This window comes from Variovorax sp. YR266 (assembly GCF_900107295.1).
Lineage (GTDB): Bacteria > Pseudomonadota > Gammaproteobacteria > Burkholderiales > Burkholderiaceae_C > Variovorax.
This window is the reverse complement of record NZ_FNPM01000001.1, coordinates 487752-513192: the sequence shown is the minus strand read 5'-3', so window position 1 is coordinate 513192 and position 25441 is coordinate 487752. Positions and strand designations below refer to the sequence as shown.

Sequence of the window (25441 nt, the reverse complement as noted above, 5' to 3'; positions counted from 1 at the left end):
ATGACTCTCCAGCTTCCTGATCCCGACCGCGGCCAGGCCTTTTCCGATGCGCTGATGCGCGAGGTGAAAGCACGCTTCCTGCAGGTCGACCATGACCACCACGGCCGCGAGCGCCTGTACTTCGACAACGCCGGCGGTTCGTTCCGCCTCAAGGCCGCGGTCGAGCGCTTCGCGCAGGTCGATGCCATTCCCGACAACGCCGAGCGCATCCATGCCACGGCCGTCGAGCTGCAGAACATCCAGGCCAAGGGCAGCGCCGACCTGCGCACCATCCTCAACGCCACGGGCGGCAGCGTGTACGCCTCGTTCAGCGCCTCGGGCGCCATGTTCGACATGGTGCGCGCCATCGCGGAGAACGTGCCGGGCACGAACATGGTCACCACCGTGCTCGAACACCCGTCGGCCTTCGACGCGATGAGCCTCTATGCCCAGCGCCTCGGCCGCGAGCTGCGCGTGGCGCAGAGTAACCCCGTCACCGGTGGCGTCGACGTGGAAGAGATCGTGCGGCTGGTCGACAAAGATACCTGCCTGCTCAACGTGATCTACGCGTCGAACATCTCCGGCGCCAAGCTCGACATGGCCGAAATCGTGCGCCGCGCGCGCGAGATCAAGCCCGACCTGTACATCCTGGTGGACGCCGTGCAGCACGCGCCGCACGGCCTCATCGACCTGCAGAAGACGCCGGTGGACGGCATCAACCTCGCGCCCTACAAGTTCTTCGGCTGCCGGGGCTCGGGGCTCTCGTGGGTGTCCGAGCGCGCGGCCGTGCTGCCGCACCACAAGCTGGCGGGCAAGAAGCCCGACTACTGGGACCTGGGCAGCGCGGCGCCGTGGCAGTTCGCGGTGCTCACGGAAATCGTCGACTACGTTTGCTGGCTGGGCGGCCACTTCAGCGACGCCACCGACCGGCGCGCACTGTTCATCGCCGGCATCACGCACATCGAACTGCACGAGCGCGCGCTGCTGGCGCTGCTGCTCGACGGCAACGCGAACGCCACCGGCATGCGGGAGATGAAGGGCGTCAACGTCTTCCTCGATCACGAAGACCTGACGAAGCGCGACCTGATCCTGGGCATCGGCTTCGACCGTATCGACTGCACGCAGGCGGTGGTCGAGTACGGCAAGCGCGGCGTGACCGTCTACGAGCGTGTGGCGACCAGCATCTACTCGAAGCGCATGCTCGAGTCCTTCGGGCTCGCGGGCACCGTTCGGGTGTCGCCGCTGCATTGCAATTCCGTCGCCGACATCGAGAAATTCCTGCGGATCACCCAGGAAATAGCCACCGACATCTGACTGTCACAAACCGTCATATTCGGTAGTTAGCATGTTTCTCTACCCCCGTTCACAGGGGGAGAGGAGCATGAGATTTGGAAATCCGCAAGCTGATCGCACCAGCGCTGGCCGTCGTCCTGCTGGCCGCGGTCGGGTCCGGCGTCTGGTATTCGAACACCCGCCTGCACGATGAATCGGCCACCGCCGCCGCCGCGCGCATCGAGCAGCAGAAACAGGTCACGCTGCGCGGCCTGATCGGCTCCGAAAAAGAGACCTTCTTTGCCGACCCGCGCGTGCAGAAGGCGCTGGCCGCGCAGGGCATCACTGTCACCGTCGAGAAGGCAGGTTCGCGTGCCATTGCCAGCCGCTACGACGCCACCAAGTTCGACTTCGGCTTTCCCTCGGGCGCGCCCGCTGCGGCGCAGCTCAAGACGCTGGCCAAGGCGCCTAACGTCTTCAACCCGTTCTACACGCCCATCGTGCTGGCCAGCTGGCGGCCGATTGCCGAGATCCTCGTGGCCAACGGCATCGCGCAGAAGCAGGGCGACTTCTACTACGTGGTCGACCTGCCGGGCCTGATGGCCATGATCGAGAAGGGCACGCGCTGGAAGGAGCTCAAGGCCAGCAGCGCGTTTTCCACCAGCAAGTCGCTGCTCATCAACTCGACCGACGTGCGCACTTCCAACTCGGCGGCCATGTACCTTGCGCTCGCGAGCTACCTCGCCAACAGCCAGCAGATCGTGCAGAGCCAGGAAGACGTGGACCGCGTCATGCCCGTCGTGGCGCCGCTCTTCCTGCGCCAGGGTTTCCAGGAGCAGTCGTCGGCGGGCCCCTTCGAGGACTACCTCGCACTCGGCATGGGCAAGGCGCCGCTGCTGGTGGCCTACGAATCGCAGATGGTCGAGTTCTGGCTCAAGAACCCCGACCGCCTCAAGAGCGACATGGTGCTGCTCTACCCCAAGCCCACCGTCTATTCGAAGCACGTGCTGGTGCCCTACACGCCCGGCGGCGCGCGACTCGGCGCGGCATTGGAAAACGACCCGGCCCTGCGCGAGCTCGCGCACGAATACGGCTACCGCACCGGCGGCGACGCCAAGGGCCCCGAAACCTGGGCCGCGCGCGGCGTGAAGGTGCCCGACGTGCTGGTCGACGTGATCGACCCGCCGAGCTTCGAGTGGCTCGAGCGAATGACCACGGGCATCGAAGCCCGCTTCAAGTGAACGACCGAACGACTGAACCAAGGAACGCATTCATGAACGCGCCTGTCACCGCAACCACCACCGCAACGGCCCCCGCGCCCATCGACCTGCAGCCGCCGCAGGCCTTCACGCTCGAACCGCCCGCGCCCGTTGCCCTGGTGCCGGTCGAGTCGGCCAGCGGCAAGGTGCGCCTGAAGCCCGAGGACGTGGCCGAGCTCGACGCGCAGGTGGCGCGCTTCATCGACGACATCACCGCGCACGACAGCCAGCATCCGCAGTTCAAGGAAGCCGTGGAGCGCATCCACTCGATGGGCAACAAGGACATCGAGGCCTCTGCATCGGTCTCCAACCGCATGCTCGACCGGCCCGTGGGTTCGCTGCGCAACGGACTGTTCGACAAGGGCGCGCAGATCGGCCAGTCGCTGATCGACCTGCGCCACCAGGTGGAAGACCTCGACCCCTCGAAGCAGGGCGACCTGTTCTCGGCGCGCAAGCTGCTGGGCATCATTCCGCTGGGCAACAAGCTGCTGGCGTACTTCGAGCGCTACCAGTCGTCGCAGACTCACCTGAACGCCATCATCGAATCGCTCAAGCGCGGCAAGGACGAGCTGCTGCGCGACAACACCGCCATCGAGCAGGAGAAGGTCAACCTCTGGACGCTGATGGAGCGGCTCGAGAAATACGTGCACATCGGCAAGGCCCTCGACGGCCAGCTCGACGCCAAGGCCCGCGCGCTGGAAACCACCGACCCCGAGAAGGCCCGCGTGATCCGCGAGGAAATGCTGTTCTATTCGCGCCAGAAGGTCACCGACCTGCTCACGCAGCTCGCGGTGAACATCCAGGGCTACCTGGCGCTGGACATGATCCGCAAGAACAACCTGGAGCTGATGAAGGGCGTGGACCGCGCCACCACCACCACCGTGGCCGCGTTGCGCACCGCGGTGATCGTGGCGCAGGCGCTGTCCAACCAGAAGCTGGTGCTCGACCAGATCAGCGCGCTCAACGCCACCACCGGCAACCTCATTGCCAGCACCAGCGAGATGCTGCGCGACCAGAGCAGCGCCATCCACCAGCAGGCGGCCTCCAGCACCATCGAGATCGCCAAGCTGCAGCAGGCCTTCGCCAACATCTACCAGACCATGGACACGATTGCCGACTTCAAGAGCAAGGCGCTCGACTCCATGCAGACCACGGTGGACACGCTGACGAATGAAGTCGCGAAGAGCCGCACTTATCTCGACCGCGTGCGCCGCCAGGAAACGACAGAGGCGCTGCAGTCGCCGCGCGGCGAGGTCGCGCTGTGAGTCTGCTGACCCGGCTGCTAGCTCTGGCTCTGGTGATGGGCCTTGCGGCCTGTGGCAAGGAAGAGCCGCCACAGGCGATGAACGCCGCGCCGGCCGCGCAAGCCACCGCGACCTTCACCATCCTCGCGGGCTCCGAACTCAAGGACCTCGAAGCCCCTATCGTCGCCGCCGCAAAGGCAGCCGGCGTGGACGTGAAGCTCTCATACGCCGGCACGCTCGACATCGTCGAGCGCATCAACGCCGGCGAGCGCTTCGACGCGATCCTGCCGCCCAACGGTGCGTATCCCGCGCTCGCGCTGCAGACCAAGCCGCTGGCGCGCGACAAGCTCTTCTATTCGCGCATCGCGCTCGGCGTGAAGAGCGCCAAGGCCGCGCAGCTCGGGTGGAACAAGAAACCGCCGGGCTGGGCCGAAATCGCGAAGGCCGCAGGCGCAGGCCAGCTGCGCTACGGCATGACCAACGCCACCAGCTCCAACACCGGCATGAGCGCGCTGTTCGCCGTGGCCTCCGCGCTCGCGGGCAAGACCGAAGACCTGACCGCGCAAGACGTGGACGAGAAAACGCTGAAGGCCTTTCTCTCCGGCCAGAAGCTCACCGCCGGCAGCTCGGGCTGGCTGGCCGATGCCTACATCAAGGACCCGTCGGCCATCGACGCGATGGTCAACTACGAAGCCGTGATCCTGCGCGCCAATGAGAAGCTGCCCGCCGCCGACCAGCTCACGCTGATCTACCCGCGCGACGGCATGATCTCGGCCGACTACCCGCTGATGCTGCTCAACGCCGACAAGCGCGAGGCCTACACCCAGCTCGTGGCCACGCTGAAGGCCGCGCCGTTCCAGCGCGATGCACTCTCGGCCGCCTTCCTGCGCCCCGCCAACCCCGAGGTTGCCGCCGCCAGCGCGCTGCCCACCGCCGCCGTGGCCGAGCTGGGCTTTCCCAACCGGCTGGAGGTGATCGACGCGGTGCTCGGCACCTACCAGTCGAAATGGCGCAAACCCGCCACATCGATCTTCGTGCTCGACCTCAGCGGCTCGATGGCGGGCAAGCGACTGGCGTCGATGCGCGAGGCGCTCAAGTTGCTGTCGGGTGCTGACGAAGCCACCACCGCCAGCGCCCGCTACAGCGCCTTCCAGAGCCGCGAGCGCGTGGTGCTGATCACTTTCTCCACCGAGGTGCAGGAGCCGGTGTGGGTGCGCTTCGATGCCGACCGGATCGATGCGGCCCGCGCCACGCTGCGCGAGCAGGCCGACGCGATGACTGCCAACGGGGGCACGGCCATCTATTCGGCGCTCGCTGCCGCCGAAGAAGTGGCGCGCAAGGAACAGCAGCGCGAGCCCGACCGCTTCGTGAGCATCGTGCTGCTGACCGACGGCGAGAACAACGCGGGCCTGAAGCCGCGCGAGTTCCGCGAGCGCTATGCCGCGGGCGGCCTGCCCGCGCGCATCTTCCCCATCCTCTTCGGCGAGGCCAACGTGAGCGAGATGCAGGAGATCGCGCAGCTCTCGGGCGGGCGCGAGTTCGACGGCCGCAAGCTGCAGCTGGGGCAGGTGTTCAAGGAAATCCGGGGCTACCAGTGATGCCGGAGCGCTCGCTCAAACTGCGCGCGCTGCTGTTTCTCTACGGCAACGGCAACATCCTCGGCTGCGCGCTGGCGCTGCTGGGGCCGGCACTGCTGTTTGCCGGCGTCATCGACACCGGGTGGCTGCTGATCACTGCCGGCCTGTACGTGGCCGGCTGGCTGCTGGGCCGCAGGGCACCTGAGCTCGAACGCCGCATCGAAGACAGCCTCAGCGTCGAGCAGACGCTGGAGCGCCTCGACCGCGTGGTCGCGCAGGCGCAGCCGCACCTCACCGAAGACATGCGCAAGAGCCTCGACAACGTGCGCGGCTCGGTGGGTGAGGTGCTGCCGCGCCTCGTCGGTACGGGCTCGCATGGCGACGACCTGTTCACCGTGCGCGAGACCGTGCTGCGCTACCTGCCCGAAACGCTCGCCAACTATGTCGCGCTGCCGCCGGCCTTTCGCATCACGCATGCGGTGAAGGACGGCAAGACCGCGCGCCAGTTGCTCGGCGAGCAACTGGGCCTGCTCGATGCAAAGCTGCGCGAGATCGTCGCCAACGTCGCTTCGAGCGATGCGGCCGCGCTGGTGGCCAACGGGCAATTTCTTGAAAAGAAGTTTCGCCAGCCGGACTTTCTGGCGGGTTGAAGCGCCTGCCGCTCGAGCGAGTTCAGGCGGCAGCCTGCGGTTGCACCGCGTCGTCCACACTCCAAGGCGCATACACCTCGGCGTGCAAATCGGGCGAGTTCACCTTGGCCAGCAGGTCGCGCAAGTCGTCCTTCACGCGCGCCAGCGACAGGCGCGCGCCGCGCACGCGCACATAGGCTGCGAAGTCGCACAGCGCCTCGATGCTGGTCGCGTCGAGGTCGGCCGACTCTTCCAGGCTCAGCACCATGCGCTGCAGGCCCGGCGCCGCGTCGATACGTGCGCGGATCGATGCGAACACCGCATCCGCATTGCCGAAGAAAAGCGGCACATCGGGCCGCGCGATCAGCACGCCAGGCGGCACCACGGCCTCGGGGTGGCGGGCCGTGTCTACAAAGTCGTGGCTCTGGCCCAGCCGCCCGAGCCAGCTCACCGTGGTGCGCGAGAAGCCGCGCAGCAGCAACAGCAGGCTCACGCCGATGGCAGCCAGCAGCCCGTTGAGCACGCCCAGCAGCAGCACCGCGGCAATCGCCACCAGCGCCACCAGCCGGTCGCGCCGCCACTGAAAGTACGGCCGCAGCGCCGCCGGGCTCAACGTGTGGCTCACCGCGTGGATGACGATGGCTGCCAGCAGCGGCTCGGGCGTGTGCGCGATCCACGGCAGCAGCGTGAGCACCGCCACCAGCACCACCAGCCCCGCTACGATGCCGGCCGCGCGAGTCTTCGCACCGGCCGATTCGTTGGCCGACGTGGCCGAATAGCCCGCGCCCACCGGCATGCCCTGGAACAGCGCCGACAGCAGGTTCGCGCCGCCGAGCGCCAGCAGGTCGCGGTTGGCCGACACGTTGTCGCCGTGGCGCATCGCAAAGGTGCGGATAGACCCGTAAGACTCGGCATAGAGGATCAGCGCCATCGCGAAGGCCAGCCCGCCGAGGCTCTGCCACTGTTCCCGGTCGAGCTGCGGCACACCCGGGTGCGAGAAGTCGAGCGAGATCGGCCCCACCGCCGCCACGCCCCAGGCATGGCACAGGCCGCTCACGTCGAGCACGATACCGGCCACGATCACCAGCAGGGCCGCCGGCACCGCGCGCCATCGTGCCAGGCCGCGCAGCAGCACCAGCGCGACAAGCGCCATGGCCGCGCCCGCAAGATTCCAATGCCGCCATTCGGCCACCAGCCCCGCGGCAAGGCGGAAGAAATCGCTGTGCGCCGGCTGCACCGCGAGCACCTTGGGCAACTGCTTGACCACGATGGTGAGCGCCAGCCCGAGTGCGAAGCCGCGCAGCACCGGCTTGGCGATCAGGCTAGACACAGCGCCGAGTCGGGCGATGCCCGCAATCACGAAGAACACCCCGGCCAGCAGCACGATGCCCGCGCCCAACGCAAGCCGCGTGACCGCATCGACACCCGTCACCGACATCGTGGCCGCGAACAGCACCGCGGCGGAAGACGAGGTGGCCGAGACGATCGCGAAGCGGCTGCTGCCGAAGAGGCCGTACACCAGCAGCCCCGCGAACAGCGCGATCACGCCGGCCTGGGGTGGCAGCCCTGCAATGCCCGAATAAGCCACCGCCTCGGGCAGCAGCAGGCCCGCAATGGAGACGCCCGCGACGATGTCGGCAAGGCCAGGGCGGCGTGGGGCGGTCGTGGGCGTGGGCATCGGGGGAGTTTCTGCGGTCATGGGCAAGTTTGTTGTTGTCGCTTCATGCTGGCAATGGGTAGCGGACCGGAACCTGACGGCGCAGGGGGATACCGGCGCGCGACCGTGCATACTCTCGCGCGCCCTAAAAACCATATTTCAGCAAGGATCCCATGTCAGGACACGGCTTTCACGTGCACGGCCCGCACGACCACGAACTGGAACACGCTGCATCAGGCGGCCATGGCGGTGGCCATGACGACGCAGCAGCAGCGCATTCCGGCGGCATGAGCATGACGAGCAAGATCGCGGTGTGCACCGCCGTGATCGCCACCGTCGGCGCGATCTTCTCGTACATGGGCGGGGCCACGCAGGCCAACGCCGGCCTCTACAAGAACAACGCCGCGATCAAGAAGACCGAGGCATCTAACCAGTGGAATTACTTCCAGTCGAAGAGCACCAAGCAGGCGCTGGCCGAGTTCGCGCGCGACACCGCGACCGACGACACCCGCAGGCAGGGCTGGCAGGTCAAGGTGGCGCGCTACGAGCAGGAGAAGACCGACATCCAGACCGAGGCGAAGAAGCTGGAGGCGGAGGCGAGCCGGTGGGATGCGCAGTCTGATGAGCAGATGCACCAACACCATCGGTGGGCCCAGGCGACCACTGTGCTGCAGGTGTCGATTGCGCTGGCTGCCATTGCGCTGCTGACGAAGAAGAAATGGCTGGAGCGGGCGATGTTCGGTGTGGCGGCTGCGGGGCTTGTGGTGGGTGGGTTGGCGGCGTTTCACATCTAGTGCGTACCGCCTTCGCTCAAGGCGACACGCAACGACTGCATCGTGGTGCCGGCTGTTTCGATCCGCCGCTGCAATTCTTCATTAACTACCCGCACCAGCGCGCTGAGCTCGGTGCGGGTCGGATAAACCTCTTCGGTATCGTTCACTCCTTGTGGAACGATGAGCTTTTCGAGACCCACGTACGCACGCTGCACCTCGTGAAGACTGTCGATGTCATCGCATGCTTGCAGCGCAAGCGATTCAACGCTGGCGGCTTCAGAAGATTCGGGAAATGAAGAGACGTGCGCGGACGCGCGAGCGAATGCAGCCATGAATGGCCTCCAAGGGTTTCGGTTTGCTGAAACCGACGCACCCGAGGCCAATCGGGGGCGGCGGCTCGACGGGTTGGCCTACCGGGAAACCACTTGCGTGAAACCGGCCGGGCTCGCGCCCGCCCATCGAGCCGCCAAAACTGGAGGCACGAACGACGAAGCCGCAGACCCTGCGGGGTGACTGCGGCTTGCGTCGCAGTGATTTCAGCGGGAGGCCAATCCCGATCACGCCTGTTTTTGACGTGACGGCGCGCAGTATAGCCACGCAGATACCTGTGATTCGAGGAGGGGCGGGATGGTCCTGCGCCTCACAGCCCCGGAGTTGGACCTGCTTCGGTGGAATGCTGCAGTGCGATACAAGCCAAGCCCATGACAGGTACGATTTCGCTGTGGCCGCATCCACACGGCCACCGTCTCCTCCCGCGTATGCCCCTAACCCGAGCAACCCCGCCCATGACCGCCTCCCACCGCCAGCCTGTTGCACTGAACAAAGCCTATCGCCTGCTGAACCACGGCCCCACCGTGCTAGTGAGCGCCGCACATGGCGGCCAGCGCAACATCATGGCAGCGGCCTGGGCCATGCCGCTGGACTTCGATCCGCCCAAGGTGGCGGTGGTGCTCGACAAGAGCACCTGGACGCGTGTGCTGCTCGAAGGCGCAGGCAGCTTCGCGCTGCAGGTGCCGGTGCGTGCGCAGCTCGACCTGACCGAAGCGCTGGGCAACAGCTCTGGCCGCGAGATCGTCGAGAAGTCGGGGCAGGACAAGTTCGCCGCCTATGGGCTGGAGACTTTCACAGGCACGGCCACCGATGCGCCGTTGCTCGAAGGCTGCGCGGCCTGGCTCGAATGCCGGCTGCTGCCCGAGCCCTCGATCCAGCAGCGCTACGACCTGTTCCTTGGCGAGGTGATCGCCGCGCAGGCCGATGAGCGCGTGTTTGCCAACGGTCGCTGGAACTTCACCGGGCACGACGAACTGCGCACCTTGCACCACGTGGCGGGCGGGCACTTCATCGTCGATGGCGATGCGGTCGACGCGCAGCCACTGCCGCCGCTGTCTCGCTAGAGGACGTTCAGGCCGAAGTGCCCCGCGCCGCGCGGGGCACCAGCATCGCCCGCAAGGCCAGCACGCCGCACACGGCTGCCGCCAGTGCCAGCAGCACGGCCCAGAGCAGGCGCGAGGGCGATGCAGCGTCCAGCCAGTCGGCCAGCAGCAAGGTAGTGATGTTGTAGGCGGCGTGCAGCGCAATGCACGGAATGAGCGAGCGCGTGCGCTCGTACAGCCACGCGAGCACGGTGCCCATCACGAAGCCGACCACGAACTGGTAGATGTTCATGTGCGCCGCGCCGAAGAACAGTGCCGACATGAAGATTGCCTGCCCCCGCGGATAGCGCTGCAGGAAGCCGCGCAGCACGATGCCGCGGAAGAGCATTTCCTCCAGCAGCGGCGCCAGCACGCACACCGCGAGCACGGCGGCGATGCTGCCGTCGGCCATGCGGCTGAACATCGATTCTTCCCAGGCCGACAGCGGAACAACGCGCATCAGCAGGTTGAGCGCGGAAGTAATCGTCAGCAGCAGCGCGGGCACCAGCAGCAGCACAGGCGGCACCACGAGCATGAGCACTGCCCCGGCGGAAGCCGGCGACTGGTGGAACAGCTCGCGGTACGTGAGCTTCTGGGCGTGCATCACCACCGCGAACACGCAGCCGTTGCCCAGCACGGCTGCGAGCACACCGATCTGCATGGTGTTGAGCTCCAGCCATCCGTTGGCGTCGCGCAGCGCTGCGCCAATGACGAACTCGCAGAGGAACAGCGCCACGAACAGGAGGGCGGCTTGCGCCACCGAGGGAAAGGCGGCGCTTTTCGGGGAAGGCATTGGGCGGGGCGCGGAGGGAGGGTGGCGCGGATGTTACGCGACCGGCTTGTCAGCCTCGCTGCAGGTGTTGCGAGAGCGGCGCGAGCGCTATCCCGCTGCTGCCGTCCTGCGCCGCCAGCACCAGTTCGCGCAGCAATGCGTACTCGCGCAACCGGGCAGCGCCATGCGGGTCGCCCGGCTCGATGCCGGCGGAGGGGTGGCACATGAGCACGTCGCCGGCATTGCATGCCGATATCCATTCGGACAGGCGCTGCTCGTGTTGCTGCATGTCGCCCGAAAAATCGTAGACGCCCAGCAGGTGGCTGCTCATGGGAATGCCGCGTTGCGCGGCCAGCGTGGCCAGCCGCGCGCCACCCAGTGCGTGGATGACCCGGGCCTTCAGCCGCTCGGGGCCCTGGCGCAAGCCCGGCGCCGTGCTGCGGATCCAGGGCGGCGACGCGGCATAGCGCCGCGCGATTTCCTCCACCAGCAGATCGCGCACGACCGGGAACTGGTGCACGTGCCGGTGCCCGTCGACGAAGGCGGGCGCGCGGCCCATGGCATCCTCGAAGCGCGTCAGCTGGTCGCGGATGTCGGCCTGCAGCCCCGGTGCGAACACCGTGCGCGTGTACGTCCGTGCGAGCAGCCCCAAGAGCCCGGGCTCGGTGCCACCAGCACGGGCGGGCCGCGTGAGGTCCAGATGCAGGCCGGCATCGAAGCGCGCCGGGTCAATGCGCCGCAGCATCCTCGTTCCGGTCAGCCAGGCATCGCGTCGCACCATGCAGCTGGCCGCGGAGATCTTTCCCTGCTCGGCCAGGTCGAACACGGCGGAGTTGATGCCCGCGCTCATGCCGAAGTCATCCGCGCAGATGCAGAGGTAGCGCAGGGCCTCACTCATCGCCGTTCGTTCCGGAGATCGGGGCGGGCGTGGCTTCCAGGCAATGCGGGTCGCTCGTGGCGCTGCCTGCGAAACGCCATGCGGCGACGCCGTCGTTCACCGCCACCAGTTGCGCGCGGAAGAGCCAAGGGTGCGTGAGCTGCGCCGTGTTCGAAGCGACGAGCCATGTGGTGCGGGGCACGCACAGCGTCGCCGCGAGTTGCGTGCGGTCGATCAGCGTGCGGGCCGCGCGCTCCGGCTCGAAGCGGCCGGCGTCGGAGATCTCCTTGCGCCAGTTGTCGCGGGTGTCCAGCGCTGCCGCCTTCCAGTCGTCTGACACCAATACCGGCCCGCGCAGGTTCCAGTAGAAGGGAATGTCGTAGTAATAGCTGTCGAGCATCAGCACCTGGTCGCCGGGCGCCACCGCCTGCCCGGCCGGCAGCCGCAGCCGTGTGCCCGGCGGCGATGAAAGGATCGAAATGGCAACCACGCAGGCGATGCACACGGCGGTCGCCCCCAGCGCCATTGCGCGCACCTTGGGTAGCAGCGTCTCCAGCACGCGGCCGGCGAGCACGCGCTGCGCGATCAGGTACGCCAGCGGCGGCAGGGCAGGCAGCACGTAGCCGACGAGCTTGGAGCGCGGCAGCGAGAAGAACACCACGATGACTGCGAGCCAGATCCACATCAACCAGTCGACATCGCCGAGCCGGGCGTGCGCGGTGCCGTCCCTGCCCCTGGGCACGAACACCCACGCGAACCATGGCAGCGTGAAGCCTGCGAGCACCGGCAGGTAGAACCAGAAGCCATGCTCGTTGTTGAAGCCCGATGAAGCAAAGCGCCGGAAGTGCTGCGTGATGACGAAGTAGTCGAAGAACTCCGGGTACTTCATCTGCATCGCGATGAACCAAGGGCCGGCCACCGCCAGCACGATTGCCCAGCCGGGCAGCCACAGCGCGAGCCGCAGTGTTGCGAGCCTGCGCGTTGCCGCGCACCAGATCGCGATCACCATCGCGGGCAGCACGAGGCCTATCAGCCCCTTGGCCAGCAAGCCGGCCGCGGCGAACAGGTAGGCGCCCGCGAGCAGCGCTCGCCACGGCTCCTCGCGCTCCTTCGCCATTGCGGCACCGGCCGCCAGAAGCACCGTGGCAGAGATGCAGCCGGCCACCAGCATGTCGAGGTTCGCGAACTGCGCGCCCAGGAAGAAGAAGGGCGTGGTCACCAGCACCACCGCCGACAGCAGTGCCTGCGGCACCGTCGTCCATCGGCGCAGGAAGAAGAACAGCGAAGCCGCCGCTGCGCCACCACCCAGGACGGACGGCAGTCGCGCCGCCCATTCCACCGGCCCCGTCACCGACATCGCGGCCGCGCCGATCCAGTAGAACAGCGGCGGCTTGTGGAAGAAGGGCAGGCCGTCGAGCCGAGGCACCAGCCAGTCGCCGGAGTGCAGCATCGCGAGCGCGACGCCGCCGTAGCGGCCCTCGTCGGGCGCCATCAGCGGACGGAGCCAGGCAGTGGCCAGCAGCCACGCGAAGAGCGCGGCAATGAGCCACAGCGGCCGGGGCACGGTCCGCCATGCAGAGTCGAATTGCTTCATGGCTTGCCGGTCTCGATCCCCGTGCCGCGCTCTTCGCGCACCACATACAGCGGACGGCCCTTGACTTCCTCGTAGATGCGCGCGATGTATTCGCCCACGATGCCGGTAGAGATCATCTGGATGCCGATGAAGAACATCAGGCTCACGACGATGGTGGTCCAGCCCGAGACGGCATTGCCGAACAACAGGTGGTCGATTGCCACGAAGGCACCATAGCCGAAGGCCGGCAACGCCAGCAGCAGGCCCACCACGCTGACCATGCGCAGCGGCCAGGTGGTGAAGGCAGTGAGCCCGTCGATGGCCAGGCGCACCAGCCGGCGTGCGTTGAAAGTGCTGTGGCCTTCCGCACGCGGTGCGGGCGTGTAAGGCAGCGCCACTGCGCGAAAGCCCACCCAGGCGTACAGCCCCTTCATGAAGCGGCTGCGCTCCGGAAGGCTCATGAGCGCATCGACCACCTTGCGGTCCATCAGGCGGAAGTCGCCCGCATCCTTGGGCACGGCGAAGCGGTCCGACGAATTGACGAGGCTGTAGAAGAGCCGGCTGCCGATCTGCTTGAAGCGGCTCTCGTCGCTGCGCTCTTCGCGCACCGCATACACCACCTCTGCGCCGGCCACCCACTGCGCGACCATCGTGTGGATGAGTTGCGGCGAATGCTGCAGGTCGCCGTCGAGCAACACCACCGCATCGCCCGTGGCAGCGGCAAGGCCTGCAGTGAGTGCGGCCTCCTTGCCGAAGTTGCGCGACAGAGAGATGCAGCGAAAGCCCGAGAGCTCGCACCACGCCTCGGCCACCGCGGCGGTGTCGTCGGTGCTGCCGTCGTCCACCACGATGATCTCCCAGCGCATGTGCGTGGCCCAGAGGATGTCTTCGAGCAATGGCAGCAGGTGCCGCAGGTTGGCCGCCTCGTTGAAGCAGGGGATCACGCAGGAAATGCTGCGCGCTCCGGTCGGCGGGGTGAAAGGCGTGGTCGTGCGTGGTGCGGGCGCCTCGGCCTGCTGCAGCCTGGCCGGTGCGCGCGAATGCCTGCTGGCGTTGGTCGGGGAGATCATGGATGTCTCCAGAAAGAAGCGGCCGCTGTCTTGTCGTCGCGCGCGCGGCCAGCGTGCGACGCCGGAAAAGAAATGAATCGGTGCGCGATCCATTGCGCGGCGGCGAGCAGCCCTGCGATCGCGACCGCGAGCAGCAGGCCGGCTGCGATGTCGAGCGGGAAATGAACGCCCACGTAGACGCGCGCCCATCCGGTGATGGCGGCCAGCAGCAGCAGCGGCACGCTCAGCCTGCGCAGGCTGGGGCGCAGCAGGAAGGCCAGCGCCACCATGAACATCACCGTTGCGTGCGTGCTGGGCAGCGAGCCGCGACCCGCGTGCTCGATGTATGACGGAGCCAGCCCCAGCATGAAAGGCCGCGGCGCGTTGAGCGACAGCGCAATCGCGTGCGAGGCCATCGATGCGAAGCCCGCGAGCGCTGCCACGATGCAAAGGTAGGCCCGGTCGGCGCGATGCCGCCACAGCGCCACAACGAGCACGCCCGCGCACAGCCAACTGCCCCAGAGCGCGAAGGCCGATGCAACCGACAGCACCCACGGCGTCGGCTGGCTGCCGGCCGTGAGCCATTGAAAGAGTGTGAGGTTCAGCGCATTCATGGCGCCACCTTCTTCGGCAAGCTGGAGAAAACAATGGGCGTGCGACAGCACCCGGTGCGGCGCGCGCACCAGAAAAATCCGGACATGGTCAAACCTTTCGAGAGGGACGCAGGAGCCCGCAGCGCGAAGCAGCGGACCACCAGACGCGCGAGGCGTCGTGTCTCAGATCCCGGAAGGTGGTGCAGCAGTGGGCGGCAGAAGCCGCCAGGGCTGCGAGAGAGGCGGGGCACCGCCGTGCGGCGGCACGTGTTCGGGCGCTTCGCGCACGATGGGCACCACCAGCCGTGCGACAGCCACGGCCAGCGGCAGCAGTGCCAGCACCATCGCCATCAGCGTGTTCAGCCCGAGCTTGAAGGCATCGGGGTGGTCGATGCTCGCCGGCGCCTGGGTGAACACCGTGGTCTCGCGGTCGGACGGATGATCCGCGCGGTCGTCGGCTTCGAATTGCGTGGTTTCGCTGAGGTTGCGCAAGCGCAGCATCGGCTCGTCTTCCAGCCCGTCGCAGCGGAAATGCACCGCGATGAACGGCTGCAGAAAGATCAGCAGGATGCCGGCAACGCACCACGCCTTGTAGTGCGCCTCAGCAAAACGACGGATGCGTGCGAGCAGCATGCACGAATGCTAGGAGGCTCGTGTGAACAGAACCTGATCGGGCGGGTCAGCATCCCGCAAGGTTGAGGATGACGTGCGTGTGAAAAGGCCTTCGTGGGCTGCTTCATCGACCCCTCGTGCCGCAAGGCTGCTTCTTGACCCTGGAGTGGCTTTGGGGCTTTCAATCGCCTGCATGAATCCAGCTCTTCAGCATCAGGCTTTTGACCGTGAAATGTCATTCGCGCGCGCCGCACTGGCAAACGGCGACACCGCACAAGGGTGGCGTGCGCTCGAACTTGCACACGTCATCGGGCAGTCGCGCTTCCTTCTGCATCTGCGCGTCCATATGGCGATGCTCGGTGTCGCGGTGCGGCACAACGACCTGAAGGAAACGGGCGCACAACTGTTGCGCTTGGCCTTGGTTCCATTGGGTCACATGCTTGGCCGCCTGCCCGCCTTCAACCCCGGCAGTGGCCGCGTGAGTGCGCTATCGCCTGCTGACTGGCCTGGCGAACTCGACCCTCACTCTCTCGAGCGGATCGATCCTTCGGCATCACCACGCCGTTGCTGAACGGCGCTCACGCGAAGACGAGCTTCGGCCGCCCGCTAAAGCAAAAACGGAATAAACCGCCGCGTGCCCCGCATGTAAGCACGGTAGTCATCGCCGAAGTGCGCGATGCACTCCTGCTCGTCGCGCAGCGCCGTCAGAAACAGCAGCACCGTGGCCGCGAGCACCAGCGCCAGCGTGAGCCAGGTGAACTGCTTGAGAAAAGCGCCCCAGGCCAGCAGCATCAGCGCCGTGTACATCGGGTGGCGGATATAGCGGAAGGCGCCGGTGCTGACGATGGCCGAGGTTTTCTCGAAGCCGTACAGCGCGGGGTCGTCGCTGCGCGCCTCGGTCGGCTTGCCCTGCGCCTTGAGCAGTCGCACCGCGTGGATCGGCAGCCAGATCGACAGCACGAAGAAGAGCGACGAGACGATCTGCTTCGGCGAGAACGGATCGTCGTGCCACATGGGCAGGTTCACGACGATCAGCACCAGCATGCATTCCCATGCGAAGAAGCGGTAGAAACCGTGCGAGCCGGGCTGGCTCAGCGGGCCGCGCGACACGTACAGCAAAGCGGCCGTGCCGGCGACGAAAAGGAAGATCTGGATCCAGAAGAGCATGGCGGGCGAATTTACACGGCCCGCGGGCATCAGCCCGAAATGGAAAATCCGCCGTCGACGGGAATGGCCGTTCCCGTCACGTAGTCCGACGCGGGGCTCGCGAGGAACACGGCGGTGCCGGCAATGTCGGCCGGCTGGCCCCAGCGGCCGGCTGCGGCGCGGGCCTTCACCCGCTCGTACAGGCCCGGAACCTGGCTGCGCGCGCCATCGGTCAGTTCGGTCTCGAACCAGCCCGGCAGGATCGCGTTGACCTGGATGTTGTCGGCCGCCCACGAGAGCGCCGTCGACTTGGTGAGCTGCACGATGCCGGCCTTGCTCGCGGCATAGGCCGGTGCGTAGGCCGCACCGAAGATCGACATCATCGAGCCGATGTTGATGATCTTGCCGCCGCCCGCGGCTTTCAGGTGCGGGTGCGCGGCGCGGCTGCACAGGAAGGCGCTGGTGAGGTTGGTGTTCATCACCTGGTGCCACTCGTCCAGCGAGAGCTGGTCGACCGGCTTGCGTATGTTGGTGCCGGCGTTGTTGACCAGGATGTCGAGCCGGCCGCAGCGCGCGGCGGCGTCGTCGAATAGCTTCTGCACCGAGGCTTCGTCGCTCACGTCGGCTTCGAGCGCGAAGCTGTCGCTGCCCAGCGCCTTCAGCGCTTCGACGGCAGCGGCCGACTTCTGCGCATTGCGCGCGGCGACGATGACACGCGCACCGGCCTTGGCAAGGCCCTGAGCCATGCCGAGGCCGATGCCTCCGTTGCCGCCCGTGACGAGCGCGACTTTGCCAGTGAGATCGAACATCAGGTAGAGGCTGGAGTGGAGGTGGTTTCGGGCTTCTTGGAAACGAGCGTCAGGATATCGTAGCTGGCGACCAGCTCGCCGTCCTGGTTCGTCACTTCCACGTCCCATGCCACCACGCCCTGGCCCTGGCCGCTCGCGTCTTTCTTGTTGCGGTCGATCTTGCGCTTGCAGGTCAGGCGCGCCTGGATGGTGTCGCCGATGCCCACGGGCTTGGTGAAGCGCAGCGTGTCGAGGCCGTAGTTGGCCAGCACCGGGCCCGGCGAAGGCGACACGAACAGCCCGGCCGCGGCCGACAGCACGAAGTACCCGTGCGCAATGCGCTTGCCGAAGGGCGACTGCTTCGCGGCCACCTCGTCGAAGTGCATGTAGAAGTAGTCGCCCGAGATGCCGCCGAAGGCCACGATGTCGGCCTCGCCGACGGTGCGGCGGTGCGTGAGCAGCGAGTCGCCGATGCGCAGGTCTTCGAAGTAGCGGCGGAAGGGGTGCACATCGCTCTCGCGCACGGCCGCGCCGCGCACGTGTTCGCCGGTGATGGCGGCCAGCATGGTGGGCGAGCCCTGCACCGCGGCGCGCTGCAGGTAGTGCTTCACGGCGCGCAGTCCGCCGAGCTCTTCGCCGCCGCCCGCGCGGCCGGGGCCGCCGTGCTTGAGCTGCGGCAGCGGCGAGCCGTGGCCGGTCGACTCGGCCGCGGCCTCGCGGTCGAGCACCAGCAAGCGGCCGTGCCATGCGGCAGCAACCGGGATCGCCTTGGCCGCGATGGCCGGGTCGCGCGTGACCAGCGTGCCCACCAGGCTGCCGCGGCCGCGCGCGGCCAGTGCCAGCGCTTCGTCGATGCCGTCGTAGGGCATCAGCGTGCTGACGGGGCCGAAGGCCTCGACGTCGTGCGCGGCGTCGTGTTCGAGCGGCTTGCGGCTCAGCAGCAGCGTGGGCGCGAAGAACGCGCCTGCGCTCACGCCGTCGCCCACCGGCGAGAAGCCGTCGCGCTCGCCGTACACCAGCTCTGCGCCCTTCAGCAGCGTGGCCACGCGTTCGGCCACGTCGGCTTGCTGGTCGCGCGAGGCGAGGGCGCCCATGCGCACTTCTTCGCGTGACGGATCGCCGACGACAGTTTTCGCGAGCCGCGCGCGCAGCCGCTCGGCCACCGCATCGAGATGCTGGCGCGGCACGATCGCGCGGCGGATGGCCGTGCACTTCTGGCCGGCCTTGGTGGTCATCTCGCGCGCCACTTCCTTCACGAAGAGATCGAACTCCTCGTCGTCGGGCGTCACGTCGGGCGCGAGGATCGCGCAGTTCAGCGAGTCGGCCTCGGCGTTGAACGGGATCGACTGGCGCACGATGTTCGGGTGCACGCGCAGCTTGGCAGCGGTATCGGCCGAGCCGGTGAAGGTCACCACGTCGGGGCCTTCGAGCCGGTCGAGCAGGTCGCCCGTGCTGCCGATCACGAGTTGCAGGCTGCCCGCAGGCAGGATGCCCGACTGCACGATGAGGCGCATCAGCGCTTCGGTGAGGTAGCTGGTGGCCGTGGCCGGCTTGCCGATGCAGGGCATGCCCGCGAGGAAGCTGGGCGCGAACTTCTCGAGCAGGCCCCAGATGGGAAAGTTGAACGCGTCGATGTGCACCGCCACACCGCCGCGCGGCACCAGGATGTGCGTACCCGCGAAGCCCCCCTTCTTGCCGAGCGGGAAGGCCGGGCCTTCGTGCACGAGATTGCCCGAGGGCAGCTCGTTGGTGCCGATGCTGGCGTAAGCGCTCAGCGTGCCCGCGCCGCCCTCGATGTCGATCCAGCTGTCGGCGCGCGTCGCACCCGTGTGGGCCGAGACGGCGTAGAGCGTTTCCTTGTTCGCGGCCAGGTACTTGGCCAATGCCTTCAGGCGTTCGGCGCGCTGCTGGAAGTCGAGCGCCATCAGCGCGGGAATGCCGGTGCGGCGCGCGTACTGCAGCGCCTCGGCGAAGTCGATGGCCTCGGCGTGCGTGCTTGCCACGGGCTGGCCGTTGACGGCACTGCGCAGTTGCTGCGCGGCCTGCTGGCCGATCCAGCGGCCGGCGATGTAGCTTTGGAGGGTGGTGGTCATGGTGCGTGTCCTTTGGTCAATGGCGCCGGGTCGAAGACTGGGTCAGTCCTTCTTGCCGATGCCCAGGTAGGTGTCGATGATTCGTTGGTCGTGCAGCAGGTCGCGCGCCTTGCCTTCGAGCGCCACGGCGCCCATTTCGAGCACATAGGCGCGGTCGGCCACCTGCAGCGCGGCGCGGGCGTTCTGCTCCACCAGCAGCACCGACACGCCATGGCTGCGCAGCTGCGACACCACGCGCAGCACTTCGCGCACCACCAGCGGTGCAAGGCCGAGCGAGGGTTCGTCGAGCATCAGCAGGCGGGGCCGCGCCATCAGCGCGCGGCCGATGGCCAGCATCTGGCGTTCGCCGCCCGAGAGCGTCGATGCCATCTGCGGACGGCGTTCGCGCAGGCGCGGGAAGATCTCGAAGATCTCGTCCATGCGCGCACGCTGGTCGCGCTTGCCCTTGCGCCACTGGTAGAAGCCGCCGAGCAGCAGGTTGTCTTCGACCGACATCTCGCCGAACAGCTCGCGCCGCTCGGGCACCAGCGCCACGCCTCGCGCCACCATCGTTTCGACGCCGGGGCGAGCGATGCGCTCGCCGCCCAGCGAGAGCCGGCCGGTGGACTGCAGCAGGCCCATGGCAGCGCACAGCAGCGTGGTCTTGCCGGCGCCGTTGGGGCCGATCACGGTGACGATCTCGCCTTCGTTCACCTGCAGGCGTACGCTGTGCACCGCCTCCACGGTGCGGTAGGCAACGCAGAAGTCCTCGAGTTGAAGCAGAGGGTGGCTCATCGTGCGTCTTCCAGCAGTTCGTCGTCAGCGCCGCCCAGATAGGCTTCGAGCACGCGCGGGTTGGCCTGCACTTCGGCGGGCGTGCCGGTGGCGATGACGGTGCCGAATTCGAGCACCGTGATGCGGTCGGCGAGGTTCATCACGAACTCCATGTCGTGCTCCACCACGAGGATGCCGAGGCCCTCAGCGCGCAGCTGGCTCAGCAGCACAGAGAGGGCGCGTTTTTCAAGATGGCGCAGGCCGGCGGCGGGTTCGTCGAGCAGCAGCACCGAAGGCTGGCCTGCGAGCGCGCGGGCGATTTCCACCACGCGCTGCTGTCCCAAGGAAAGCGATGCGGCTGGCGTGTCGGCATGTGGGCCTAGGCCGCAGCGTTCGATCTGCTTGCGGGCTTCGGCCATCAGCGCGGCTTCTTCGGCGCGGTCCAGCCGCAGCATTGCCGCGAGCCAGCCGCGCTTTGCGCGCAGGTGGGCGCCGAGCGCGACGTTCTCGACCACGCTGCGCTGGCCGAGCAGGCGCACGTGCTGGAATGTGCGGCCCAGGCCCAGTGCGGCAAAGGCGCGCGACGGCTTCGTTGCCATCGATTGGCCCGCCAGCTTCACCTCGCCCGAGGTGGGATCGTCCACGCCCGAGATCATGTTGAAGAAAGTGCTCTTGCCAGCGCCGTTCGGGCCGATCAGCGCGTGGATCTCGCCGGCTTTCAGCGTCATCGAGATCGAGTTGTTGGCGACGAGGCCGCCGAAACGCTTGCTCACGTCGCTGGCTTGCAGCAGCAGTTCACCACTGGGTGGCAGGGCGCGTTGTGCGAGCTGCACGGTAGAGGGAGTCTTGGCGAGCGCTGCGGCGGCGGCGGCCTTGCCCGCCGAGTCATCGCGCACCCAGCGGCGCACGATGCGCGCCAGCGTGGGCCACAGGCCATCGGAGAAGCGCTGCAGCACGAAGAGCATCAGCAGACCGAACACGATCACTTCGAAGTTGCCGCTGCTGCCGAGCAGCGCGGGCAGGATGTCCTGCAGCTTTTCCTTCAGCAGCGTGATCAGCGTTGCGCCCAGCACCGCGCCCCACAGATGGCCCGCGCCACCGACCACTGCCATGAACAGCAGCTCGATGCCGATGTTCAGGTTGAAGGGCGTCGGGTTTACGAAGCGCTGCAGGTGCGCGTAGAGCCAGCCCGACACCGCTGCGAGCAGCGCGGCCAGCACAAAGAGCTTGATGCGGTGGCGTGCCGTGTCCACCCCCATCGACTCGGCCATGAGCCGCCCGCCCTTGAGCGCGCGGATGGCGCGGCCTTCGCGCGAATCGAGCAGGTTGTGCAGTGCCCACAGCGCCAGCAGCAGCGCCGCCCAGATCACCACGCCCAGCATGCGCGGCGTGGCCAGCGACACGCCGGCCACCACCAGCGGCGGCACGCCGGTGATGCCGGTCTGCCCGCCGAGGAAGTCCATGTTGCCCAGCAGGTAGTACAGGCTCAGGCCCCAGGCGATGGTGCACAGCGGCAGGTAGTGGCCTTGCAGCTTGAGCGTGACCGAACCCAGCGCCCATGCGAGTGCGAAGGTGAACACCAGCCCGAGCAGCAGGCCCGCCCATGGCAGCAGCGCCGGGCTGACCGCGCCGCCCAGCCACGCGGCGGCGGTAGGCGACGTGCAGATCCACGCCGTGGCATAGGCGCCCATGCCCACGAAGGCGGCTTGCCCGAAAGAGGTCATGCCGCCCACGCCGGTCAGCATGACCAGCCCGGCAGCGACCAGCGCATACAGGCCGATGTTGCTGAGCACCGAGACGGTGAATTCGGGCAGGAAGCCCCAGGCCAATGCCAGCAGCACCACGCACACCAGCGTGAGCTGGCGCGGCGTGACCAGCGGCTTGCCTTCGGGTTGTGCGGGCACGGCAATGTTGTTCGAAGAAGACGCGCTCATTCTTCGTCCTCCACATGATGGCTGTTGAGCGAACGCCACCACAGCACGGGAATGATCAGGGTGAAGACCAGCACTTCCTTGAACGGGCTGGCCCAGAAAGAGGCGAAAGATTCGAGCTGGCCGACCAGCAGCGCGCCGGCCAGTGCCAGCGGATAGCTCGCGAGCCCGCCGACGATGGCGGCGACGAAGCCCTTCAGGCCTATGAGGAAGCCGGTGTCGTAATACACCGTGGTGATCGGCGCGATCAGCAGGCCCGAGATGGCGCCGATGAGCGCCGCGAGCGCGAAGCTCAGGTCGCCCGACAGTTCGGTCGGAATGCCCGAGAGCCTTGCGCCCACCCGGTTGATGGCGGTTGCGCGCAGCGCCTTGCCCACCATCGAGCGGCCGAAGAACAGGAACATGGCAATTACCAGCAGCAGCGTGACGCCTACCACTACCAGCGATTGCCCGCTGACCGGAATGCCGCCGATGTCGAAGCGCGCTTCTGAGAACGGCGTGGTGCGCGAACCCTCGGCGCCGAAGAACAGCAGGCCCAGGCCGACCAGCACGCCATGCAGCGCGACCGAGACGATCAGCAGCATCAGCACGTTGGCATCCGCCAGCGGCCGGTAGGCCAGGCGATAGAGCAGCGGGCCGAGCGGCATGATGAGCAGCAGCGTGGCGAGCGTCTGGCCCGTCATCGAGGTCGGCTTGAGCAGCAGCACCAGCGCGGCCGCCGCCGCCGGCAGCACCACGCACCACGCGATCGCGGAGGCCCAGTCGACCACCGCGCCGCGCTTCCAGCGCCAGAACTCCACTAGCAGCACCGCGACAGCCAGCACCAGCAGAAGCCACAGCGTGGCCGGCACGCGGCCGGCCTGCAGCATCGCCATGGAGAGCGCCCCGAAGGCGACGAACTCGCCCTGGGGAATGAAGATGACGCGCGTGACTGAAAACACCAGCACCAGCGCGAGCGCCATCAAACCGTAGACGGCACCGTTGACGATGCCGTCCTGCCCCAGCAAAAGGGCGATCTGCGAATCCATATAACAACAGCCTTCGGGCGGCGCCCGTTAGTCAGATTGGGAACACCGAGGAACCGGCTTTGCCGGGCCTCCGGTGTTGCCCCCGGTAGGGGGTAGGAGAAGCGACACGAAGTGCGCGAGGCCTGGGGGCGAGCCCAGTTGATCAGGGCTGGTATTTCCAGGCGCCGTTTTCGATCTTCACCATCACGCGGGCGCGTTGGTCCAGGCCCAGGTGGTCCTTCTCGGTCATGTTGAAAACGCCATGTGCGCCCGACACTTCCTTGGTCTGCTCCAGCGCATCGCGCAATGCGGCGCGGAACTCGGGCGTGCCGGGCTGGGCCTTCTTCAGCGCGACCGGAACGGCCGAGCTCATCAGCAGGCCGGCGTCCCAGGCGTGCGCGCCGAAGGTCGACACCGTGCCCTTGCCGTAGGCGGCTTCGTAGGCTGTCACATAGGTCATGGCCGACTTCTTCACCGGGTTGCTGGCGGGCAGCTGGTCGGCCACGAGCACCGGGCCGGCCGGTAGGAAGGTGCCTTCCACGTCCTTGCCGCCGACGCGCAGGAAGTCGGCGTTCGCCACGCCGTGCGTCTGGTACATCTTGCCGGTGTAGCCGCGCTCCTTGAGCGCCTTCTGCGGCAGCGCGGCCGGCGTGCCCGCGCCCGCGACCAGCACGGCGTCGGCCTTCGAGGCCATCATCTTCAGGACCTGGCCCGTCACCGAGGTGTCGGTGCGCGCATAGCGTTCGTTGGCGACCACGGTGATCTTCTTCAGCGCGGCGGCCTTGGCGAACTCTTCAGACCAGCCTTCGCCGTAGGCGTCGGCAAAGCCGATGAAGGCGACGGTCTTCACGCCGTTGGAGGCCATGTGCTCGGCAATGGCGAGCGACATCATGATGTCGTTCTGCGGCGTCTTGAAGACCCAGCGCTTCTTGGCGTCCACCGGCTCGACGATGCGGGCCGAAGCTGCCACCGAGATCATCGGCACCTTGGCCTCGCTGACCACGTCGATCATGGCGAGCGAGGTGGGCGTGGTGGAAGAACCCAGCACGATGTCGACCTTGTTCTCGGTGATGAGCTTGCGCGTGTTGGCCACGGCTGCGGTGGTGTCCGATGCGTCGTCGAGCACGATGTAGTTGATCTTCTGGCCCCCGAGAGTCTTGGGCATCAGCGAGATGGTGTTCTTCTCGGGGATGCCGAGCGAGGCGGCAGGGCCGGTGGCCGAGACCGTCACGCCGACAGTGACGTCGGCCCACGATGCGGCGGCGGTGGCGCACAGCGCGGCGATCAGCAGGGGCTTGAAGAAGAATTTCATTTGGTCTTGTCTCCGGGTTGAAAAAAACGTTGAAGTGCTAGCGCTCGTCGAATGAGAGCGTTACTCGTTCGGTCAGGGGGTGGGCCTGGCAGGTCAGGATGAATCCCGCGGCTACTTCATTCTTGTCGAGCGCGAAGTTTCTTTCCATGCGGACTTCCCCGTCAACGCACTTTGCGCGGCAGGTGCCGCACACGCCCGAGGTGCAAGAGAAGGGCACTTCAAGGCCCGCGGCCGATGCCGCATCGAGGATGCTGGGCTGCCCTTCGGTGTAGGTGATCTCGCGCTGCAGGCCGTCGCGCACGATGACGATGCGCGCTTGCTTGGCGTCCCCGGGCTGCGCCTCGTGCACCACCGCCCCCACCTGGGTGGCCGAGGGCAGGGCGACGCCGAAGCGTTCGATGTGGATGCGGTCTTCGGACACACCGGCTGCCAGCAGCGCGGCCTCGGCTTCGTCGTTCATCTGGAACGGGCCACACACGTACACGTGGTCGATCTGCGCTGCCGGCACCACGCTCTTGAGAAACTCGCCGATCTTCTCGCGGTTCATCACGCCGAAGCCCAGCGGCGAATCGGTGTGCTCGTCGGAGAACACATGCTGCAGCACGAGGCGCGTCATGTAGCGGTTCTTCAGGTCCTCGATTTCTTCCTTGAACATCGTGGACTGGAGCTGGCGGTTGCCGTAGATCAGCGTGAAGCGGCTTGCGGGCTCGCGCGCCAGCACCGTCTTCATGATCGACAGGATGGGCGTGATGCCGCTGCCGCCTGCAATGCCGACGTGGTGGCGAGCCGAAGCCGGCTCGATGGGCACGAAGAAGCGGCCTTGCGGCGCCATCACCTGCAGGGTGTCGCCGGGCTGCAGGCTGGCGTTGATCCAGTTGGAGAACACGCCGCCGCGCACCTTGCGCACGCCGACGCGCAGCTCGCCGTCGTCTAGGCCGGCGCAGATCGAATAGGAACGGCGCAGGTCCTGGCCGTCGATGTCGTGGCGCAGGGTGAGGTACTGGCCCTGGGTGAAGCCGAAGACTTGCTGCAGGTCGCCCGGCACTTCGAACGAGACGATGACGGCCTCGGCCGTATCGGGCTCGATGGCCTTCACGCGCAAGGGGTGGAAGAGGGTGCTCATCGCTTGGGGC

The 25441-nt window shown here is 67.2% G+C and carries 24 protein-coding genes; 8 read left to right on the top strand and 16 right to left on the bottom strand.

What is annotated here, in order from left to right:
* From BLW48_RS02440 to BLW48_RS02420, 5 genes are all read left to right on the top strand, one after another.
* Positions 1 to 1293, top strand: a complete 1293-nt coding sequence (locus tag BLW48_RS02440; protein WP_093075821.1) for an aminotransferase class V-fold PLP-dependent enzyme — start codon at positions 1 to 3, stop codon at positions 1291 to 1293.
* A gap of 74 nt (positions 1294 to 1367) precedes the next feature.
* Positions 1368 to 2492, top strand: coding sequence for a hypothetical protein (locus tag BLW48_RS02435; protein WP_093172421.1), 1125 nt, complete (start codon positions 1368 to 1370; stop codon positions 2490 to 2492).
* A gap of 32 nt (positions 2493 to 2524) precedes the next feature.
* On the top strand, positions 2525 to 3775 hold the full coding sequence (locus tag BLW48_RS02430) for a toxic anion resistance protein (protein WP_093172419.1): 1251 nt from the start codon (positions 2525 to 2527) through the stop codon (positions 3773 to 3775).
* Positions 3772 to 5352, top strand: coding sequence for a vWA domain-containing protein (locus tag BLW48_RS02425; protein WP_256330678.1), 1581 nt, complete (start codon positions 3772 to 3774; stop codon positions 5350 to 5352). Before BLW48_RS02430 ends, BLW48_RS02425 begins: the two co-directional genes overlap by 4 nt.
* Positions 5352 to 5981 carry a hypothetical protein gene (locus tag BLW48_RS02420; protein ID WP_093048775.1) on the top strand — a complete coding sequence of 210 codons (630 nt, stop codon included), beginning with the start codon at positions 5352 to 5354 and terminating at the stop codon, positions 5979 to 5981. The genes BLW48_RS02425 and BLW48_RS02420 overlap by 1 nt, the downstream gene beginning before the upstream one ends.
* A gap of 22 nt (positions 5982 to 6003) precedes the next feature.
* Here BLW48_RS02420 and BLW48_RS02415 read toward each other — a convergent pair whose 3' ends face one another.
* Positions 6004 to 7659 carry a SulP family inorganic anion transporter gene (locus tag BLW48_RS02415; RefSeq protein WP_093172415.1) on the bottom strand — a complete coding sequence of 552 codons (1656 nt, stop codon included), beginning with the start codon at positions 7657 to 7659 and terminating at the stop codon, positions 6004 to 6006.
* Between the two features lie 131 nt (positions 7660 to 7790).
* Between BLW48_RS02415 and BLW48_RS02410 the strand changes: the two genes are divergently transcribed.
* Complete coding sequence (locus BLW48_RS02410) at positions 7791 to 8411, top strand: DUF4337 domain-containing protein (protein ID WP_093048790.1); 621 nt, start codon at positions 7791 to 7793, stop codon at positions 8409 to 8411.
* Here BLW48_RS02410 and BLW48_RS35755 read toward each other — a convergent pair.
* Positions 8408 to 8722 carry a hypothetical protein gene (locus BLW48_RS35755; RefSeq protein ID WP_093172413.1) on the bottom strand — a complete coding sequence of 105 codons (315 nt, stop codon included), beginning with the start codon at positions 8720 to 8722 and terminating at the stop codon, positions 8408 to 8410. The two genes, BLW48_RS02410 and BLW48_RS35755, sit on opposite strands and share 4 nt — an antisense overlap.
* 453 nt (positions 8723 to 9175) lie before the next feature.
* On the opposite strand from BLW48_RS35755, the gene BLW48_RS02400 reads away from it, so the two are divergent.
* The gene (locus tag BLW48_RS02400) at positions 9176 to 9784 is read left to right on the top strand and encodes a flavin reductase family protein (protein WP_093172411.1); all 609 of its coding nucleotides are present in this window, start codon (positions 9176 to 9178) and stop codon (positions 9782 to 9784) included.
* Between the two features lie 7 nt (positions 9785 to 9791).
* Here the strand turns inward: BLW48_RS02400 and BLW48_RS02395 are convergent, their stop codons facing one another.
* The 6 genes from BLW48_RS02395 to BLW48_RS02370 form a co-directional block, all read right to left on the bottom strand.
* Entirely contained in the window at positions 9792 to 10595 is an 804-nt protein-coding gene (locus BLW48_RS02395; protein WP_093172409.1) for a CPBP family intramembrane glutamic endopeptidase, read from the bottom strand.
* A gap of 49 nt (positions 10596 to 10644) precedes the next feature.
* A complete protein-coding gene (locus tag BLW48_RS02390; RefSeq protein ID WP_093172407.1) occupies positions 10645 to 11472 on the bottom strand; it encodes a ChbG/HpnK family deacetylase in 828 nt (275 codons plus the stop codon).
* Positions 11465 to 13045 (bottom strand): ArnT family glycosyltransferase, encoded by a 1581-nt coding sequence (locus tag BLW48_RS02385; RefSeq protein ID WP_093172405.1) that lies wholly within the window; start codon positions 13043 to 13045, stop codon positions 11465 to 11467. Before BLW48_RS02385 ends, BLW48_RS02390 begins: the two co-directional genes overlap by 8 nt.
* Positions 13042 to 14094, bottom strand: coding sequence for a glycosyltransferase family 2 protein (locus BLW48_RS02380; RefSeq protein WP_093172403.1), 1053 nt, complete (start codon positions 14092 to 14094; stop codon positions 13042 to 13044). Before BLW48_RS02380 ends, BLW48_RS02385 begins: the two co-directional genes overlap by 4 nt.
* Positions 14091 to 14687 carry a phosphatase PAP2 family protein gene (locus tag BLW48_RS02375; protein ID WP_093172401.1) on the bottom strand — a complete coding sequence of 199 codons (597 nt, stop codon included), beginning with the start codon at positions 14685 to 14687 and terminating at the stop codon, positions 14091 to 14093. The genes BLW48_RS02380 and BLW48_RS02375 overlap by 4 nt, the downstream gene beginning before the upstream one ends.
* Positions 14688 to 14849: 162 nt before the next feature.
* Positions 14850 to 15299, bottom strand: a complete 450-nt coding sequence (locus BLW48_RS02370) for a hypothetical protein (RefSeq protein WP_093172399.1) — start codon at positions 15297 to 15299, stop codon at positions 14850 to 14852.
* A gap of 172 nt (positions 15300 to 15471) precedes the next feature.
* Between BLW48_RS02370 and BLW48_RS02365 the strand changes: the two genes are divergently transcribed.
* A complete protein-coding gene (locus BLW48_RS02365; RefSeq protein WP_093048810.1) occupies positions 15472 to 15849 on the top strand; it encodes a DUF3703 domain-containing protein in 378 nt (125 codons plus the stop codon).
* Between the two features lie 35 nt (positions 15850 to 15884).
* Here BLW48_RS02365 and BLW48_RS02360 read toward each other — a convergent pair whose 3' ends face one another.
* From BLW48_RS02360 to paaE, 8 genes are all read right to left on the bottom strand, one after another.
* The gene (locus BLW48_RS02360; RefSeq protein ID WP_093173218.1) at positions 15885 to 16445 is read right to left on the bottom strand and encodes a methyltransferase family protein; all 561 of its coding nucleotides are present in this window, start codon (positions 16443 to 16445) and stop codon (positions 15885 to 15887) included.
* 29 nt (positions 16446 to 16474) lie between these two features.
* Positions 16475 to 17233 carry an SDR family NAD(P)-dependent oxidoreductase gene (locus tag BLW48_RS02355; protein WP_093172397.1) on the bottom strand — a complete coding sequence of 253 codons (759 nt, stop codon included), beginning with the start codon at positions 17231 to 17233 and terminating at the stop codon, positions 16475 to 16477.
* Positions 17233 to 19305: a phenylacetic acid degradation bifunctional protein PaaZ gene (gene paaZ / locus BLW48_RS02350; RefSeq protein WP_093172395.1), complete on the bottom strand. Its 2073-nt coding sequence runs from the start codon at positions 19303 to 19305 to the stop codon at positions 17233 to 17235. Before paaZ ends, BLW48_RS02355 begins: the two co-directional genes overlap by 1 nt.
* A 42-nt stretch (positions 19306 to 19347) precedes the next feature.
* Complete coding sequence (locus BLW48_RS02345; RefSeq protein ID WP_093048821.1) at positions 19348 to 20079, bottom strand: ABC transporter ATP-binding protein; 732 nt, start codon at positions 20077 to 20079, stop codon at positions 19348 to 19350.
* Complete coding sequence (locus tag BLW48_RS02340) at positions 20076 to 21992, bottom strand: branched-chain amino acid ABC transporter ATP-binding protein/permease (RefSeq protein ID WP_093075796.1); 1917 nt, start codon at positions 21990 to 21992, stop codon at positions 20076 to 20078. Before BLW48_RS02340 ends, BLW48_RS02345 begins: the two co-directional genes overlap by 4 nt.
* On the bottom strand, positions 21989 to 23017 hold the full coding sequence (locus tag BLW48_RS02335) for a branched-chain amino acid ABC transporter permease (protein WP_093172393.1): 1029 nt from the start codon (positions 23015 to 23017) through the stop codon (positions 21989 to 21991). Before BLW48_RS02335 ends, BLW48_RS02340 begins: the two co-directional genes overlap by 4 nt.
* Before the next feature lie 142 nt (positions 23018 to 23159).
* Complete coding sequence (locus tag BLW48_RS02330; protein ID WP_093075793.1) at positions 23160 to 24308, bottom strand: ABC transporter substrate-binding protein; 1149 nt, start codon at positions 24306 to 24308, stop codon at positions 23160 to 23162.
* 37 nt (positions 24309 to 24345) lie between these two features.
* Positions 24346 to 25431 (bottom strand): 1,2-phenylacetyl-CoA epoxidase subunit PaaE, encoded by a 1086-nt coding sequence (gene paaE / locus BLW48_RS02325; protein WP_093172391.1) that lies wholly within the window; start codon positions 25429 to 25431, stop codon positions 24346 to 24348.
* Between the last annotated feature and the right edge of the window lie 10 nt (positions 25432 to 25441).